Origin of the sequence: Lysobacter sp. TY2-98, assembly GCF_003367355.1 — a bacterium.
Classification (GTDB): domain Bacteria; phylum Pseudomonadota; class Gammaproteobacteria; order Xanthomonadales; family Xanthomonadaceae; genus Cognatilysobacter.
Window position 1 is genome coordinate 1166381 of the sequence record NZ_CP031413.1, and the last position, 15950, is coordinate 1182330.

General features: G+C 66.7%; 13 protein-coding genes. 8 read left to right on the plus strand and 5 right to left on the minus strand.

Features of this window, described 5'->3' with window-relative positions:
- Positions 1-181 precede the first annotated feature (181 nt).
- The 3 genes from lolA to DWG18_RS05530 all read right to left on the minus strand — a co-directional run bounded on the left by lolA (position 182) and on the right by DWG18_RS05530 (position 4479).
- Positions 182-805 carry an outer membrane lipoprotein chaperone LolA gene (gene lolA / locus DWG18_RS05520; protein ID WP_115648054.1) on the minus strand — a complete coding sequence of 208 codons (624 nt, stop codon included), beginning with the start codon at positions 803-805 and terminating at the stop codon, positions 182-184.
- A gap of 96 nt (positions 806-901) precedes the next feature.
- Entirely contained in the window at positions 902-3202 is a 2301-nt protein-coding gene (locus DWG18_RS05525) for a DNA translocase FtsK (protein ID WP_115646130.1), read from the minus strand.
- Between the two features lie 209 nt (positions 3203-3411).
- Positions 3412-4479: an alanine dehydrogenase gene (locus DWG18_RS05530; RefSeq protein ID WP_115646132.1), complete on the minus strand. Its 1068-nt coding sequence runs from the start codon at positions 4477-4479 to the stop codon at positions 3412-3414.
- 216 nt (positions 4480-4695) lie between these two features.
- On the opposite strand from DWG18_RS05530, the gene trxB reads away from it, so the two are divergent.
- The 4 genes from trxB (at position 4696) to infA (ending at position 7850) form a co-directional block, all read left to right on the plus strand.
- On the plus strand, positions 4696-5649 hold the full coding sequence (gene trxB / locus DWG18_RS05535) for a thioredoxin-disulfide reductase (protein WP_115646134.1): 954 nt from the start codon (positions 4696-4698) through the stop codon (positions 5647-5649).
- 21 nt (positions 5650-5670) lie between these two features.
- Positions 5671-6801 (plus strand): GNAT family N-acetyltransferase, encoded by a 1131-nt coding sequence (locus tag DWG18_RS05540; RefSeq protein WP_115646135.1) that lies wholly within the window; start codon positions 5671-5673, stop codon positions 6799-6801.
- Positions 6798-7547: a leucyl/phenylalanyl-tRNA--protein transferase gene (gene aat / locus DWG18_RS05545; protein WP_115646137.1), complete on the plus strand. Its 750-nt coding sequence runs from the start codon at positions 6798-6800 to the stop codon at positions 7545-7547. The genes DWG18_RS05540 and aat overlap by 4 nt, the downstream gene beginning before the upstream one ends.
- Positions 7548-7631: 84 nt before the next feature.
- Positions 7632-7850 carry a translation initiation factor IF-1 gene (gene infA / locus DWG18_RS05550; protein ID WP_027083105.1) on the plus strand — a complete coding sequence of 73 codons (219 nt, stop codon included), beginning with the start codon at positions 7632-7634 and terminating at the stop codon, positions 7848-7850.
- A 72-nt stretch (positions 7851-7922) separates the two neighbouring features.
- Here the strand turns inward: infA and clpA are convergent, their stop codons facing one another.
- Positions 7923-10202, minus strand: a complete 2280-nt coding sequence (gene clpA / locus DWG18_RS05555; protein WP_115646139.1) for an ATP-dependent Clp protease ATP-binding subunit ClpA — start codon at positions 10200-10202, stop codon at positions 7923-7925.
- 63 nt (positions 10203-10265) lie between these two features.
- Positions 10266-10598 (minus strand): ATP-dependent Clp protease adapter ClpS, encoded by a 333-nt coding sequence (gene clpS, locus DWG18_RS05560; protein ID WP_115646141.1) that lies wholly within the window; start codon positions 10596-10598, stop codon positions 10266-10268.
- Positions 10599-10773: 175 nt separating this feature from the next.
- Between clpS and DWG18_RS05565 the strand changes: the two genes are divergently transcribed.
- The 4 genes from DWG18_RS05565 (at position 10774) to acnA (ending at position 15892) form a co-directional block, all read left to right on the plus strand.
- Entirely contained in the window at positions 10774-11250 is a 477-nt protein-coding gene (locus DWG18_RS05565; RefSeq protein WP_240318609.1) for an NUDIX hydrolase, read from the plus strand.
- On the plus strand, positions 11250-12365 hold the full coding sequence (gene mnmA / locus DWG18_RS05570; protein ID WP_115646145.1) for a tRNA 2-thiouridine(34) synthase MnmA: 1116 nt from the start codon (positions 11250-11252) through the stop codon (positions 12363-12365). The genes DWG18_RS05565 and mnmA overlap by 1 nt, the downstream gene beginning before the upstream one ends.
- A complete protein-coding gene (locus DWG18_RS05575; protein ID WP_115646147.1) occupies positions 12362-13012 on the plus strand; it encodes a lysogenization regulator HflD in 651 nt (216 codons plus the stop codon). Before mnmA ends, DWG18_RS05575 begins: the two co-directional genes overlap by 4 nt.
- A 123-nt stretch (positions 13013-13135) precedes the next feature.
- Complete coding sequence (acnA, locus tag DWG18_RS05580) at positions 13136-15892, plus strand: aconitate hydratase AcnA (RefSeq protein WP_115646149.1); 2757 nt, start codon at positions 13136-13138, stop codon at positions 15890-15892.
- The last annotated feature ends 58 nt before the right edge of the window (positions 15893-15950 follow it).

The following is a 15950-nucleotide window of genomic DNA, read 5'->3' on the forward strand; positions in this document are numbered from 1 at the left end:
GTCACTCTCGGGACGCCCGCGTGGACGTCCCGTGATATCGCCGGTGCGAAAAATCCAGCCTTTCCAAACGGTTAAGGCAACTTTCGGCGGGATGAACGAGCGGTCGTCACGCGAGCACGGGCGGTATGAGAAAGGGGCGGTCGCCCGCCCCTCCGGTCAAACGTGTGTAGTGCGCGACGGATCAGCCGCCGATCACGTCGACGCCCTTCGGCACCGTGAATCGGAACGTCGTCGGCGGCAGCGGCGCGTTGCGCTTCCAATCACTGAAGCTGATGTCGGTGCGCTGGCCGAGCTGGTCGACCACCTGCATCTTCGACAGGCCCGCCGGGCCGAAGCCGAGCTTCGCACTGCGGAAGCCCGACGACGACGCGTCCCCCTTCGGCGTCAGCGACAGCCACTGCAGGCCGCCCGCGGTCCCGGCGTCCTGCACCTTGAACTGCGCGTCGAGGCGGGACGGATCGGTCAGCGCGGCGAGCGGGCTCGTACGCTCCTCGGCGCCCTGCGGGCGCTTGGTCACTTGCTGCAGGTCCGGCTCGTAGATCCACACGGAGGTGCCATCCGCGACGATCTGCTGCGGATAGGGCTTGGCGTATTCCCAGCGGAACTGCTTGGGCGCCGACAGCGACACGCGGCCGCTGCTCGATTCCTTGAGCTTGCCCCGCTGGTCGAACACCTGCTGGGTGAAACGGCCGTCGAGCGTCTTCAGGCCCTTGGTGAAGCTGTTGAGCTGATCGCGCGCGCCGGCGGACGCGGTGCCCGCAATGAGCATCAGGCCGGCGGCGGCGAGGGTCGTCATGGAACGCATGGCGATCTCCAGAAAGGTCTGCCGCGAGTCTGTGCGGCGCTTCATGAACAGGGTGCGAGTGCCGGCGGTGATGCCGCCCTCGCCTTCAGCGCGACCTCAGCCCTTGGGCGGAGGCGGGGCCAGGACGCTTCGATCGCCGTTGTGCTCCGGCGGCGTCACCACGCCGGCGGCCTCCATCGCCTCGATCAGGCGTGCGGCGCGGTTGTAACCGATCTTCAGGCGACGCTGGACGCCGGAAATCGAGGCGCGACGGCTCTCGGTGACGATCCGCACCGCCTCGTCGTACAGCGGGTCCGACTCGTCGCCACCGCCGCCGCTCGACTCAGGCAAGCCCGTGGGACCGACGACCACGCCGTCGCCCATCGTCTGCACTTCCTCGAGCACACCCTCGATGTAGTCCGGCCCGCCGCCGATCTGCTTGAGATGCTCGACGACGCGATGCACTTCCTCGTCCGACACGAATGCGCCGTGCACGCGCTCCGGCATCGAGGTGCCGGGCGGCATGTACAGCATGTCGCCGTGGCCGAGCAGCGTTTCCGCGCCCGACTGGTCGAGGATCGTGCGCGAGTCGATCTTGCTCGACACCTGGAACGCGATGCGCGTCGGGATGTTCGCCTTGATCAGGCCCGTGATGACGTCGACCGACGGGCGCTGCGTCGCGAGGATCAGGTGGATGCCCGCCGCGCGCGCCTTCTGTGCAAGCCGTGCAATGAGTTCTTCGACCTTCTTGCCGACGATCATCATCATGTCGGCGAATTCGTCGATGAAAACGACGATGTACGGCAGCGGCTCCAGCGGACGCGGCGCTTCGCCGGCTTCCGCATTCGGGCGGAACAGCGGGTCCATCAGCGGCTGGCCGGCGTTGATCGCGTCGGTCACCTTCTTGTTGAAGCCCGACAGGTTGCGCACGCCGACCGCCGACATGAGCTTGTAGCGGCGCTCCATCTCCGCGACGCACCAGCGCAGGCCGTTCGCGGCCTCCTTCATGTCGGTCACGACCGGCGCGAGCAGGTGCGGAATGCCCTGGTAGACGCTGAGCTCCAACATCTTCGGGTCGATCATCAGCATGCGGACGTCCTTGGCGGACGCCTTGTAGAGCAGCGACAGCACCATCGCGTTGACCGCGACGGACTTGCCCGAGCCGGTCGTACCCGCGACCAGCAGGTGCGGCATGCGCGCGAGGTCGGCGACGGTGGGCCGGCCGGCGATGTCCTTGCCCAGCGCGAGCGTGAGCGGGCTGGCCGACTTGTCGTACTCCTTGGACCGCAGGAGTTCGGACAAGTAGATCATTTCCCGGCTGACGTTCGGGATTTCCAGGCCGATCACCGACTTGCCCGGAATGACGTCGACCACGCGCACAGACTTTACTGAAAGTCCGCGCGCTATGTCCTTGTCCAGAGTGGAAATCTGGCTGACTTTGATACCCGGCGCGGGTTCGATCTCGAATCGCGTGATGACCGGGCCGGGATATGCACCCACTACGTGAGCATCGATCCGGAAGTCCTTGAGTTTGAACTCGATTTGCCGCGACAGGGTCTCGAGCGTATCGGTGTCGTAGCCCTTCGGCTGCGGCTTGGGGTCGTCCAGCAGCGCCAGCGGCGGGATGCCCGTCCCGTCGGGCACGTGGAACAGCGGGATCTGCTGCTCTCGCTTGGCGCGCTCGCTCTTTTCCACCGGCGCCAGCGGCGGCGGCTCGATCTTGACCGGCTCACGCTTCTCACGCTTCTCGGTCTCGACCTTGCGGACCTTCTCGCGCTCCTCGCGGAGCACGCTGACCTCGCGCCGCTCCACGACTTCGCGGGCGCTGCGGCGGAACACCTTCGAGAGGAACGGCCCGGCCGCGAGGACCCAGCCGCCCACGCGATCCATGACATGCAGCCACGACAGTCCCGTCGCCAGCGTCACCGATGTCAGCAACAGTGCCAGCAGGAAGAGGTTGCCGCCGAGCTGGCCGAAGCCGCGGCCGAGCGAGCGTCCGACCAGACGGCCGAGAATGCCGCCCGCTCGCGACGGATCGGCGTCGACGCCGCCCAGCCGCAGGTGCAGCAGGCCGGTCATCGCGATGAGGAAAGCAACCAGTCCGACGAGGCGCAGTGCGGGCGTCAGGTCGCTCTTCTCGGTGTCGGCGTCCTTCTGGAACATCGCGATCCAGACGATCGCTCCGAGCACGACGGGCAGCAGATAGGCCGCGAAGCCGAAGAAGTTGAAGAGGATGTCGGCGATCATCGCGCCGAACGCGCCGCCGAGATTTTGCAGGGGCGCGGTCACCGAGCCGGAGCGGGTCCAGCCGGGATCCTGCGGCGAGTAGCTGAAGAGCGTCGCGACCAGGTACAGCAGCGCAGGCGCAATGAAGATCAGCGCGATGTCGCGCGCCATGCGCTGGCGACCCGGCGACATTCCGGGCCGGGGCTGGGACGTTGAAGCCGCGTTCGCGGCCTTCTTGCGGGTTGCGGCTGGCGCCTGCGCCACGTGAGATGCAGCCTTAGGTCGAGCGTCTTAGTCGTTGAATATACGTGAAAACCGGCGCCGCATACCGCGGTCGCCGGTTTCCGGTGGCCGCGAATCGCGACCGGTCACGCGAGGACGCCGAAGCGCCCGGCGGGACGTCAGAGCGCCATGCCCTGCAGCGCCGGATGGACGATCTTGCCACCCTCGACATTGATGCCCTTGACCAGCGCCTCACTGCCGCGCCAGTCACCCGACGCCAGCTTGTTCACCCACGGCAGGATCGCCGCGCAGATCGCCTGCGACGAGGTCTGCGGCACGGCACCCGGCATGTTGGTCACGCAGAAGTGGGTCACGCCCTCCTCCACGTAGGTCGGCTCCTTCCACGTGGTCGGACGCGAAGTCTCGAAGCAGCCGCCCTGGTCGATGGCGATGTCGACGACGACCGAGCCGTCCTCCATGCCCTTGAGCATTTCGCGCGTCATCACGTGCGGCGCCTTCGCGCCGGTGACGAGCACGGCGCCGATGACGAGGTCGGCCGACGCCACTTCACGCGCGACGACGTCGTGGTACGGGTACAGCGCGGTGACGTTGTTGCCCAGGCGCATCATGTCGTCCATGCGGTCCTGGCGCATCTCAAACACGGTGACGTTCGCGCCCGACGCTGCAGCTAGCGCGGCGGATGCACCGCCCGCCTTCCCTGCGCCGAACACGACGACCTTGCCCCGTTCCGTCGACGGCAGGCCGCCGAGCAGCTTGCCCTTGCCGCCCATGGGCTGGTGCAGCAGGTGCGTGCCGACCTGCACGCCGATCTTGCCGGCGATGACCGACATCGGCGCCAGCAGCGGCAGGTCGCCGTTCGGCAGCTCGACGGTCTCGAACGCGATGCCGGTGAGACCGATGTCCAGCAGCTGCTTCGTCAGCGCCGGCTCGGCGGCGAGGTGCAGGTAGCAGAACAGCAGGTGGTCCTTGCGCAGGTGCGCGAGGTCGCCGGCAATCGGCTCCTTGACCTTCACGATCAACTCGCCCTTCTCGTACAGGGCGGCGGCGTCGGGGGCGATCTTGACGCCCAGCCGGGTGTACTCGTCGTCCTTGAAGCCGCTCTTCAGGCCCGCGCCCTGCTCCAGCCACACCTCGTGGCCGCGCTTGACGAGGTCGCCGGCAGCCGCCGGCACGAGCGCGACGCGCCCTTCGAGGGTCTTGGTTTCCTTCGGTACACCGATGCGCATTGCTGTCTCCGTGACGCCGCGGCCGCGGAGCGGCGAAGGCGCGAGTCTTCGTGGGGATGGGCTGCGGTGTTGCGACACCGCGCCTTGTGCTGCCGTCATGCGACCGCCAAGCTATGGCGCTTCCCGGCGTCCATTCGCGGCGGCGGAATGATGGGCCTTCAGACCCGTCGTTCCACCTGCCGAAATGCACGCATCACATAACGCGCCATTATATCCATGACCCTTTCGAAGCACTCGCAGCTGCTCATCCTCGGCTCCGGTCCCGCTGGTTGGAGCGCTGCGGTCTATGCGGCCCGCGCGAACCTGAAACCCGTCGTCATCACCGGCCTGCAGATGGGCGGCCAGCTGATGACGACCACCGAGGTCGACAACTGGCCGGGCGACGCGCACGGCCTTATGGGGCCGGATCTGATGGCCCGCATGCAGGCGCATGCGGAGCGCTTCAACACCGAAGTCATCTTCGACCACATCCACACGGCCGATCTCTCGCAGCGCCCGTTCCGCCTGCGCGGCGACAGCGGCGAGTACACCTGCGACGCACTGATCATCTCGACCGGCGCCACCGCGAAGTACCTCGGCCTGCCGTCCGAAGAAGCGTTCAAGGGCCGCGGCGTCTCCGCCTGCGCCACCTGCGACGGCTTCTTCTACAAGGACCAGGACGTCGCGATCGTCGGCGGCGGCAACACGGCCGTCGAAGAGGCGCTCTACCTCGCCAACATCGCCCGCAAGGTCTACCTCGTGCACCGCCGCGACACGCTGCGCGCCGAAAAGATCATGCAGGACAAGCTGTTCGCCAAGATCCAGGCCGGCAAGATCGAGCCGGTGTGGCATCACGTCGTCGATGAAGTACTCGGCAACGAGGCGGGCGTCACCTCGCTGCGCGTACGGTCCGTGCTCGATGAGTCGACCCGCGAACTTCCCGTGCACGGCTTCTTCGTCGCTATCGGCCACACGCCGAACACGGCGCTGTTCGAAGGCCAGCTGGCGATGTCGAACGGCTACATCACCGTGCAGTCCGGCATCGAAGGCAACGCCACCGCGACGTCGGTGCCGGGCGTGTTCGCCGCGGGCGATGTCGCCGACCAGCACTACCGTCAGGCCATCACCTCGGCCGGCTCGGGCTGCATGGCCGCGTTGGATGCGGAGCGTTATCTCGACAAGGCCAGCTGACGCCGGCCGGCGCGCGCCGCGATGACGCTGCGCGTTCGCTGGATCGAGCGGCTGGCCGACATCGACGCCGTCGCTTGGGACGCGTTGGCAGGCGACGCGCACCCGTTCACGCGCCATGCCTTCCTGTCCGGTCTCGAATCGACCGGCTGCATCCAGCCGCGGATGGGTTGGACGCCGCGTCATCTCACGCTCTGGAACAGCGGCGACCTCGTCGGGGCCGCGCCCTGCTACGCCAAGGCGAATTCACACGGCGAATTCGTGTTCGACCACGCCTGGGCGCACGCCTACGCGCGCTATGGGCTCGATTACTTCCCCAAGCTGCTCTGCGCAGTGCCCTATTCGCCTGTCACCGGTCCACGCCTGCTGGCGCGCGATGCAGCGACCCGACGCGCGCTGGTCGAGGTGTTGCGCGAGGCCTGCGGTGACGCGTATTCGTCCGCGCACGTGAACTTCCACGTCGCTGCGGACGACGAAAGCTTCGATGCCGACTGGCTCGAACGCCTCGACGTGCAATACCACTGGCAAAACACCGCTGACTGGCCCGACTTCGACGCCTTCCTCGCGGCGATGGACCACAAGCACCGCAAGAACATCCGGCAGGAGCGCGCGAAGGTTGCGCGTGCGGGCATCGCGTTCCGCGTCGTGCATGGCGACGAAGCGTCCGATGCCGACCTCGAGGCGATGCACCACTTCTACTTGCAGACCTTCGCCGAGTACGGCAATCGTCCCGCAATTACGCTCGGGTTCCTGCGGCATCTCGCGCGCACCATGCCTCGCTCGCTGGTCATCGTCCTCGCCGAACGCGACGGTCGTCCGATCGCCGGCGCGCTGTGCCTGCGCGGCGCCGACACGCTTTACGGCCGCTACTGGGGCGGCGTCGAGCAACATCCCGGGCTGCATTTCGAGACCTGCTACTACCAGGGCCTCGACTATTGCCTGCGCGAAGGCCTGCGGCGTTTCGAGCCGGGCGCGCAGGGCGAACACAAGCTGTCGCGTGGCTTCCTGCCGTCGCTCGTGCGCAGCCGCCACTGGATCGCCGAGCCCGCCTTCCGCGAGGCGCTGGCCGGCTGGTGCGCCGACGAGCGCGACGCCATCACCGCCTACGCTCGACATCTGCGCGCCAGCAGTCCGTTCCGCGAGACGCACGCGTGAGCGCGCTGCGCCTCCCCTGGCTGGACGCGCGTCCGGATGCGCCGTTTCCAGATCCGTCCACCGCGCTGCGCGAGCCCGACGGCCTGCTCGCCGTCGGTGGCGATCTCCATCCGCTCCGGCTTCTGACTGCGTATCGCGCGGGCATCTTTCCGTGGTTCTCGGAGGGCGAGCCGCCCCTGTGGTGGTCGCCCGATCCGCGAACGGTATTCCGTACCGATCATGTGGCGACGTCGCGCCGGTTCCGTCGCGGTTTGCGGCATTGCGACTGGATCGTGCGGGCCGATAGCGCCTTCGAAACCGTGATCGACCGCTGTGCCGGCATTGCCCGTCGCGGCCAGCGCGGCACCTGGATCACCGTGGGCATGCGTGATGCCTACGTCCAGCTGCATCGGCTCGGGCACGCCCACTCCGTGGAGGCCTGGGACGGCGATCGACTGGTGGGCGGCATCTATGGCGTCGCGATCGGCCGCATGTTCTTCGGCGAAAGCATGTTCAGCCAGCGGCCGGACGGTTCGAAGGTCGCGATCGCCGGCCTCGCCCACCGGCTGACCGGTTGGGGCTGGCCGCTGATCGACGCGCAAGTCGAGAACCCGCACCTGCTGACGTTGGGGGCCGAACGCTGGGCGCGCAGCGACTTCCTCGACGCCGTCCGCGAGCTGGTGGACCTGCCGGATCGTGAAGGCACCTGGACCGAGACATTCGGCGACCTCCCTGCACGCGAGCTCTCGGGTCTGTCCGCTGGGTGAGCCTGGCCGCGTTTTGCGCCGGTTCGGCCCCGCATGGCACAATCCACGGCTTCCTACGCCCGTTTCAGCACCACCAAGGACCCCATGGCAAAAGACGACGTGATCGAATTCGAAGGCACCGTGTCGGAAACGCTTCCGAACACGATGTTCCGCGTTCGCCTCGAAAACGGCCACGAGATCATTGCCCACATCTCCGGCCGCATGCGCAAGAACTACATTCGCATCCTCACCGGTGATCGGGTCAAGGTCGAGATGACCCCCTACGACCTCACCAAGGGCCGCATCACCTACCGCATGAAGTAATCGCGGCGGTGCGACCCAAGAAGAAAGGCGGCCCGGAGGCCGCCTTTTTCGTTTCTGCCACTTCGCCGACGGTCAGTGCTCGACGGTCGCCGGCAACAGCTTCTCCGGCTCGGCCGTCGCATCGACGACAAGCTTGTCGTCCCGCACGTCCACCGTCACGCGGCCACCGCCCACCAGCTTGCCGAACAGCAGTTCGTCCGCCAGCGGACGCTTGATGTTCTCCTGGATGATGCGGGCCATCGGGCGCGCACCCATCGCCGGATCGAAACCGTGCTTGGCGAGCCAGTCGCGGGCTTCGGGCGTCGCGTTGAGCGTGACGTTCTTCTCGTGCAGCTGCGCTTCCAGTTCGATAATGAACTTGTCCACCACGCGCAGGATGTGATCCATCCCCAGCGCCTGGAACTGCACGATCGCATCGAGACGGTTGCGGAACTCCGGCGAGAAGCTGCGACGGATAACTTCCATCGCGTCCGACGCATGGTCCTGCTTGGTGAAGCCGATCGAGCGACGCGACGCCTGCGAAGCACCGGCGTTCGTCGTCATCACCAGGATCACGTTGCGGAAGTTCGCCTCGCGACCGTTGGTGTCCGTCAGCATGCCGCGATCCATGACCTGCAACAGGATGTTGAAGATGTCCGGATGCGCCTTCTCGATTTCGTCGAGCAGGAGCACGCAGTGCGGCGTCTTGACGATCTTCTCCGTCAGCAGGCCGCCCTGGTCGAAGCCGACATAGCCCGGAGGTGCGCCAATGAGACGGCTCACCGAATGCGCTTCCATGTACTCCGACATGTCGAAGCGCACCAGCTCGATGCCGAGTTGCATCGCGAGCTGCTTGGTCACCTCGGTCTTTCCGACGCCGGTCGGACCTGCGAACAGGAAGTTGCCGATCGGCTTGTCCGGATTGCCGAGACCCGAACGCGCGAGCTTGATCGCGGACGTCAGCGAATCGATCGCCGGGTCCTGACCGAAGATCACCATCTTCAGGTTGCGCTCGAGATTGCGCAGCACGTCCTTGTCGGTCGCCGTCACCTGCTTGGCCGGAATGCGGGCCATCTTGGCGACGATCGTCTCGACCTCTTCGACGTCGATGACCTGCTTGCGCTGACCTTCGGGCAGCAGGCGCTGACGCGCGCCGGCTTCGTCGATGACATCGATGGCCTTGTCCGGAAGCAGACGATCGCCGATGTGCTTGACCGACAGATCGACCGCCGCCTGGATCGCGTCGTCCGCATAGCTCACGCCGTGGTGCTGCTCGTACTTCGGACGCAGGCCACGCAGGATTTCCACCGCCTCGCTCACCGTCGGCTCGACGATGTCGATCTTCTGGAAACGACGTGCGAGCGCGCGGTCCTTCTCGAAGATGCCGCGGTATTCCTGGAACGTCGTCGAACCGATGCAGCGCAGCTCACCCGACGACAGCGCCGGCTTGATGAGGTTGGACGCATCCATCGTGCCGCCCGACGCCGAACCCGCGCCGATGATGGTGTGGATCTCGTCGATGAAGAGCACCGCGCCCGGAATCTTGCGCAGCTGCTGCAGCACCGACTTCAGGCGCTTTTCGAAATCGCCGCGGTACTTGGTGCCCGCAACGAGTGCGCCGAGGTCCAGCGCATAGATGGTCGCGTCGTTCAGCACTTCCGGCACATCGCCATCGACGATGCGCTTGGCCAGGCCCTCTGCGATCGCGGTCTTGCCGACGCCCGCCTCGCCCACGTAGAGCGGATTGTTCTTGCGACGGCGGCAGAGCACCTGGATCGTGCGCTCGACTTCGTCGGCGCGGCCGACCAGCGGATCGATCTTGCCTTCGCGCGCGAGCTGGTTGAGGTTGGTCGCGAACTCGGTGAGCGCGTCGCCCTTGCCTTCGCCGTCGCCCGCGTCCTGGCCGCCCTGGCCTTCCTCGCGACCGCCCTCCTCACCGCCCTGCTTGCTGATGCCATGCGAGAGGTAGTTGACGACGTCGAGGCGCGCGATGTCCTGCTGGTTGAGGAAATAGACGGCGTGCGAATCCTTCTCGCCGAAGATGGCGACCAGGACATTTGCACCGGTCACTTCCTTCTTGCCGGACGATTGCACGTGGTAAACCGCGCGCTGCAGGACCCGCTGGAAACCCAGCGTGGGCTGCGTATCGCGATCACTGTCCTCCGGGAGCACGGCGACCGACGTGGCGACGGCCTCATCGAGCTCGCGGCGCAGGCGCGGCATGTCGGCATCGCAGGCACGCAGCACGCCCTCCGCGGAGGGATTGTCGAGCAGTGCGAGAAGCAGGTGCTCGACGGTCATAAACTCGTGTCGAGCTTCCCGGGCGCGCTTGTAGCACTGCCCAATGCTGTACTCGAGATCCTTGCTGAACATGTTTGGAGCCTCCGAAGCGTCTGCGTTACCAGATGGGGGCCGGTAGCGCGGTTTAAACCGCTTTTAGGCCTTTTCCATCGTGCACAACAAGGGATGCTGGTTGATCCTTGCGTATTCGTTCACCTGCGACACTTTCGATTCGGCAATCTCCCGCGTGAAAACCCCGCAAACGCCGCGGCCGCGGGTGTGCACGTGGAGCATCACCTGCGTCGCTTTTTCGATATTCATCGCGAAAAACCGCGACAGGACATCCACGACGAAGTCCATCGGCGTGTAGTCGTCGTTCAGCAAAAGGACCGAATACATCGGCGGTGGCGCGACTTCCGGCCGGCTGGTCTCGACCGCTAGGCCGTGCTGCCCGTGTTGATCCTGATCGTGCGAGGTGTGTTTCGGCATCGCGCCAGTATAAGTCGGGCGACATGGACGGCCGCCGCACGGCCCCTGCAAAATGCCGCTTTGGATTCATGGGAACGATCATGGCGCGCAGCTCCGACCGCAACGTTCCGATGGCGACACTGTGCATCCCGCGCGTCTCCCGCGGTGCGACGCTCGTCGCACGGAGCGTGGGCGCGTGACGGCCGATCCGCGCTTCTGGCAGCCGGACGTGACGGTCGCGACCGTCGTCGTCGACGGCGGCCGCGTGCTGGTCGTGGAGGAGCGGGTTGCCGGACGACTCGTGCTCAATCAGCCGGCGGGCCATCTGGAACCGGACGAGCCCCTCGTTGAAGCCGCGGTCCGCGAGACCCGCGAGGAAACAGGTTGGGACGTCCGCCTGACCGCGTTCGTCGGCGCCTACCAGTGGAAGGCGCCGTCGGTCAGCCTGGGCGGTGCCGAACGCACCTACATGCGCTTCGCCTTCCTCGCCGAGCCGCTGCACTTCGATCCAGCGCGCGCGCTCGACGACGGCATCGTCCGCGCGCTGTGGATGACGCCGGCCGAATTGCAGGCCGACGCCGCGCGTCATCGCAGCCCATTGGTCTGGCGCGTGGTGGCCGACGCCCTCGCCGGTCGACGTTTTCCGCTCGACCTGGTCACTGCGGTGACGTGATGACGACGGCGCGCACCATCGTCGGCATGTCGGGCGGCGTCGATTCGTCGGTCGCAGCGCTGCGCCTGCGCGATGCGGGCGAAGCGGTCGCCGGACTCTTCATGTCGAACTGGGCGGACGACGGCAGCGGCGACTGCCGCGCGGAAGACGATCGTCGCGACGCCGTCGCGGTGTGCGGCCGCCTCGGTCTGCCGATCCATTTCCGTGATTTCTCGAAGGAATACTGGGGCGGCGTGTTCGAGCATTTCGTAGCCGAATACGCTGCGGGCCGCACGCCCAATCCAGACGTGCTGTGCAATCGCGAGATCAAGTTCAAACATTTTCTCGACGCCGCACACGATCTCGGCGCGGAGCGCATCGCGACCGGCCACTACGCGCGCGTCGATCACGTCGATGGTCGCTGGCGCTTGCTGCGCGCGCTCGATCGCAGCAAGGACCAGAGCTACTTCCTGCATCAGCTCGGCCAGCCGCAGCTCGCGGCGACGCTGTTTCCGCTCGGCGAAATACCGAAGTCTGACGTGCGCCGCATCGCCGCCGATGCGGGGTTGCCGACCGCCGCGAAAAAGGATTCGACCGGCATCTGTTTCATCGGCGAACGCGACTTCCGCGAATTCCTCGGTCGGTATCTGCCGGCACGCGAAGGCGACATCCGCGCGCCCGATGGCGTGACGGTCGGTCGCCATCCCGGCGTCTTCTACTTCACACTCGGCCAGCGCGAAGGCCTGGCGATCGGCGGGGTGCGCGGGCGCGAGCCCGCGCCGTGGTACGTGGTCGGCAAGGACGTCGCGCGCAACGTGCTCTACGTCGAACAGGGCATCGACAATCCGTGGCTGATGTCGACGCGGTTGTCGACCGAGCCGGCGCACTGGATCGCCGGCGCACCACCGGCCGCCACGTTCGAATGCACCACGCAAACGCGCTACCGCCAGAATGACGAGCCGTGCCGCGTCGACGTCAGCGACGACGGCCGCCTGGACGTGGTGTTCCAGCGGCCACAGCGTGCTGTGACGCCCGGCCAGTCGCTGGTGCTGTACGCCGGCGACGAATGTCTCGGCGGCGCCGTCATCGACACGACCGACGCACCGCTCGACGCCTCCCGAAGGGCCGCCGCATGACCCGCACCACCTCGGAAATCGCCGCGTCGCTCGCATCGGTCGAACCGGTCTACGACCGCGTCGTGGCGCTCGCCGGTCTGCTGCAGGCGCTGGCGCAGGTCCGTCGCATCGCCGATACCGGCGAGGCGAACGAGGAGATCCTCGCCACCTGCATCGGCTCGCTGTTCCGGTTCGAAGCGCGCAGCACCGCCGACGTCTATGGCGGCTTGGAACACGTGCGTCCCGGCCTGCTGATCCTGCGCGATTACCTCGCGGGCACGCAGCGTGACGACGCGTTGCCGCGACTCGCCATGCCAGTGTTGCAGCTCGAGCGCCGCTTCGTGCGCGACGCCGCGATGACCGATCGTGTGCGACGCAGCCTCGAAGCGCTGGCCGGTCGTGCGGAACTGGACGGTCCGACGCATCCCGACGTGATCGGGCCGATCGGCCAGCTGTATTCGCAGACCCTCAGCACGCTCCGACCGCGTGTGCTGGTACAGGGCAATCCGCACTATCTGGGTCAGCCCCGCGTGGTGTCCGAAGTACGCGCGGTGCTGCTTGCCGCCGTGCGGTCGGCGGTGCTCTGGCGCCAGCGGGGCGGCAGCCTGTGGGATTTCGCATTCCAGCGGCGCGCGATGGCTGCGGCGATCGACGCACATCTGGGCTGATGCTGCCCGGATGACCCCGGATGCGGCATAATTAGCCGGTTTTCCCGCGTCGATTCCTTCCGGCCGGCATTCCTTGCCGCCGATGCAGACCGCCGCGTTCCCTGCCGCCTCCCCGGAGCCCTCATGGCCGACTCCTTCGCCACCCGCGCGCAGCTTGCCGTCAACGGCAAGTCCCTCACCTACTTCAGCCTGCCGACGCTGGGCCAGCGCTTCAATCTCGCGCACCTGCCTTACTCGATGAAGATCCTGCTGGAGAACCTGCTCCGGCACGAGGACGGCGTCACCGTGCTGCCCGAGCACATCGAGGCGGTGGCGACGTGGGATCCGAAGGCCGAGTCGGACACCGAAATCGCGTTCATGCCGGCGCGCGTGGTGCTGCAGGACTTCACCGGCGTGCCGTGCGTGGTCGACCTCGCTGCGATGCGCGATGCGGTGACGAAGCTCGGCGGCTCGCCCAAGCAGATCAATCCGCTCATTCCGTCGGAACTGGTCATCGACCACTCGGTGCAGGTCGACGTCTACGGCCGCCCCGACGCTGCCGACATCAACGGCAAGATCGAGTTCGAGCGCAACATGGAGCGTTACAGCTTCCTGCGCTGGGGCCAGAAGGCGTTCGACAACTTCAAGGTCGTGCCGCCTAACACCGGCATCGTCCACCAGGTGAACCTCGAGAACCTCGCCCGCGTCGTCGTGGAGCGCGAGGTCAACGGTGAGCTGCAGGCGTTCCCGGACACGGTGTTCGGCACCGACTCCCACACCACCATGATCAACGGCATCGGCGTGCTCGGTTGGGGCGTCGGTGGTATCGAGGCCGAGGCCGCGATGCTCGGCCAGCCGTCATCGATGCTCATCCCGCAGGTCGTCGGCTTCAAGCTGACCGGGTCGCTGCCGGAAGGCACGACAGCAACCGACCTCGTCCTCACCGTGACCCAGATGCTTCGCGCGCTGGGCGTCGTCGGCAAGTTCGTCGAGTTCTTCGGCGAGGGCCTGCAGCACCTGCCGCTGGCCGACCGCGCCACCATCGCGAACATGGCGCCGGAATACGGCGCGACCTGCGGCATCTTCCCGATCGACGCCGAGGCGCTGAACTACCTGCGCCTGTCCGGCCGCAGCGATGACCAGATCGCGCTGGTCGAGGCTTATGCGAAGGCGCAGGGCCTGTGGCACGAAGCGGGCGCGGCCGAGGCGTCGTATTCCGCGGTGCTCGAACTCGACCTGGGCGACGTCAAGCCGTCGCTCGCCGGTCCGAAGCGTCCGCAGGACCGCGTGCTGCTGGAGAAGGTCAAGGACAACTACCTGTCCAACCTCACCGGCCTCACCGCCAACCGCGAGGCGAAGAAGACCGAGGTCAAGCGCTTCGATGCCGAGGGCGGCGACCAGCCGCAGGCCGAGCATCTCGCGGCGAAACCGAAGTCCAAGATCCGCATGCGCGACGAGGACGTCGAACTCACCGACGGTTCGGTCGTCATCGCGGCGATCACCTCGTGCACCAACACCTCGAACCCCGCCGTGATGCTCGGCGCCGGCCTGCTCGCGCGCAATGCCGCGCGTCTGGGTCTCAAGAGCAAGCCGTGGGTCAAGACGTCGCTCGGCCCGGGTTCGCTGGTCGTCACCGATTACCTGAAGAAGGCCGGCGTGCTCGGCGATCTCGAGAAGCTCGGGTTCGACGTCGTCGGCTACGGCTGCACCACCTGCATCGGCAACTCCGGCCCGCTGCCGGACGAAGTCTCGCGCGGCATCGCCGAGAACGATCTCGTCGTGACGTCGGTGCTGTCGGGCAACCGCAACTTCGAGGGCCGCGTGCATCCCGAAGTGAAGATGAACTACCTCGCCTCGCCGCCGCTGGTCGTCGCCTATGCGATCGCCGGTACCGTCGACATCGACCTCACGAACGACCCGATCGGTCGCACGCCGGACGGCAAGGACGTGTTCCTGCGTGATATCTGGCCGAGCAACAAGGAAATCGGCGACGTCATCGCCGCGACCCTCGGGCCGGAACTGTTCAAGCAGAACTACGCCGACGTCTTCAAGGGTGATTCGCGCTGGAACCAGATCGCCGCGCCGGAAGGCGAGTCGTTCGCGTGGAGCGATGCATCGACCTACATCAAGAACCCGCCCTACTTCGACGGCATGTCGATGCAGGTCGGTTCGATCAGCGACATCCACGGCGCGCGCATCCTGGGCCTGTTCGGCGACTCGATCACCACCGACCACATCTCGCCCGCTGGCAACATCAAGAAGGATTCGCCGGCGGGTCGTTACCTGATGGAGCGCGGCGTGCAGCCGGCGGACTTCAACAGCTACGGCAGCCGTCGCGGCAACGACGACGTCATGGTGCGCGGCACGTTCGCCAACATCCGCATCAAGAACCTGATGCTCGGTGGCGAGGAAGGCGGCAACACGCTGTACTACTCGAACGGTGGCGAGCCCGAAAAGCTGGCGATCTACGACGCGGCGATGAAGTACAAGGCGGCGAACACGCCGCTGGTGGTGTTCGCGGGCAAGGAGTACGGCACCGGTTCGTCGCGCGACTGGGCGGCCAAGGGCACCAACCTGCTGGGCATCAAAGCCGTCGTCGCCGAGAGCTTCGAGCGCATCCACCGCTCGAACCTGGTCGGCATGGGCGTGCTCCCGCTGCAGTTCATGCCGGGCGAGAACGCACGCGTGCTCGAGCTCGATGGTTCGGAAACGATCTCGGTCGAAGGCCTGCAGGACGGCGCGAGCAAGACCGCGACCGTCGTCGCACGCAAGGCCGACGGCAGCGAGAAGCGCTTCCAGGTGCGCGTGCTGCTGCTGACGCCGAAGGAAGTCGAGTACTTCCGCCACGGCGGCATCCTGCACTACGTGCTGCGCCAGCTGGCGTCGAAGAAGGCCGCGTAACGTCGCCTTCTGCCGATGAGTGGCAGGAAACGGGACGCTTCGGCGTCCCGTTTCATTT